We start from the raw sequence: 1,306 nt of genomic DNA on the forward strand, positions 1-1,306 counted from the left end.
GTTCTACTTCGCCTTCTTCCTGATCGCGCTGCCGCCCTTGTTCTTCTCGAGCACCGCCTCGGTGATCGAGTTCGGCAACCGTCGCGGCGTCTCAATCAGGCCGAGCACCGGCAGCGCGATCAGGAAGAAGGCGAAGTAGAACAATGTCGCCATCTGCGCCATGAACACATAGCTGCCTTCTGCCGGCTGCGAGCCCAGCCAGCCAAGCAGGATGGCATCGGCCACGAACAGCCAGAAGAACAGCTTGTACCAGGGCCGGTAAACCGCCGAGCGCACCTTCGAAGTGTCGAGCCACGGCACCAGGAACAACATGACGATGGCGCCGAACATGCATAGCACGCCGCCGAGCTTGGAGTTGATCGGCCCGACATTGAAGGTGATGGCGCGCAGGATCGCGTAGAACGGCAGGAAGTACCATTCGGGCACGATGTGGGCCGGCGTCTTCAGCGGGTTGGCGACGATGTAGTTGTCGGGATGGCCGAGATAGTTCGGCAGGTAGAAGACGAAATAGGCGAAGAAGAACAGGAACACGATCATGCCGAACGCGTCCTTGATGGTCGCGTAGGGGGTGAAGGCCACGGTGTCGGTCTTCGACTTGACCTCGATGCCCGTCGGGTTCGACTGGCCGACGACATGCAGCGCCCAGATGTGCAGCACGACAACGCCGGCGATCATGAACGGCAACAGATAGTGCAGCGCAAAGAAACGGTTCAGCGTCGGGTTGTCGACGGCAAAGCCGCCGAGCAGCAGCTGCTGGATCCAGTCGCCGACCAGCGGAATGGCGCTGAAGAAGCCGGTGATGACGGTGGCGCCCCAGAAGCTCATCTGGCCCCATGGCAGCACGTAGCCCATGAAGCCGGTCGCCATCATCAGGAGATAGATGATGCAGCCGAGGATCCACAGCAGTTCGCGCGGCGCCTTGTAGGAGCCGTAATAGAGGCCACGGAAGATGTGGATGTAGACGGCGACGAAGAAAAACGAGGCGCCGTTCGAATGCATGTAGCGCAGCAGCCAGCCCGAATTCACGTCGCGCATGATCTTCTCGACCGAGCCGAAGGCCAGATTGGTGTCGGCCGTGTAATGCATGGCCAGCACGATGCCGGTCAGGATCTGCGCCACCAGCATGATCGACAGGATGCCGCCAAAGGTCCATGCATAGTTGAGGTTGCGCGGCACCGGATAGGCAACGAAGCTGTCATAGACCAGCCGCGGCAGCGGCATGCGGGCGTCGAACCAGCGTCCGAGACCGGTTTTGGGCGTATAGGTCGAGTGTCCCTCGCTCATCGAAATATCCCCCTGCCTCAAC

The 1,306-nt window shown here is 60.7% G+C and carries 1 protein-coding gene; it reads right to left on the reverse strand.

Translation table 11 applies throughout. From position 1 onward, the window contains the following. Positions 1-3: 3 nt before the first annotated feature. A complete protein-coding gene (locus EN884_RS36155) occupies positions 4-1,284 on the reverse strand; it encodes a cytochrome b N-terminal domain-containing protein (protein ID WP_128361139.1) in 1,281 nt (426 codons plus the stop codon). Positions 1,285-1,306 lie beyond the last annotated feature (22 nt).

It is taken from the genome of Mesorhizobium sp. M7A.F.Ca.AU.001.01.1.1 (assembly GCF_004022735.1).
In the GTDB taxonomy this organism is placed as follows: domain Bacteria; phylum Pseudomonadota; class Alphaproteobacteria; order Rhizobiales; family Rhizobiaceae; genus Mesorhizobium; species Mesorhizobium ciceri.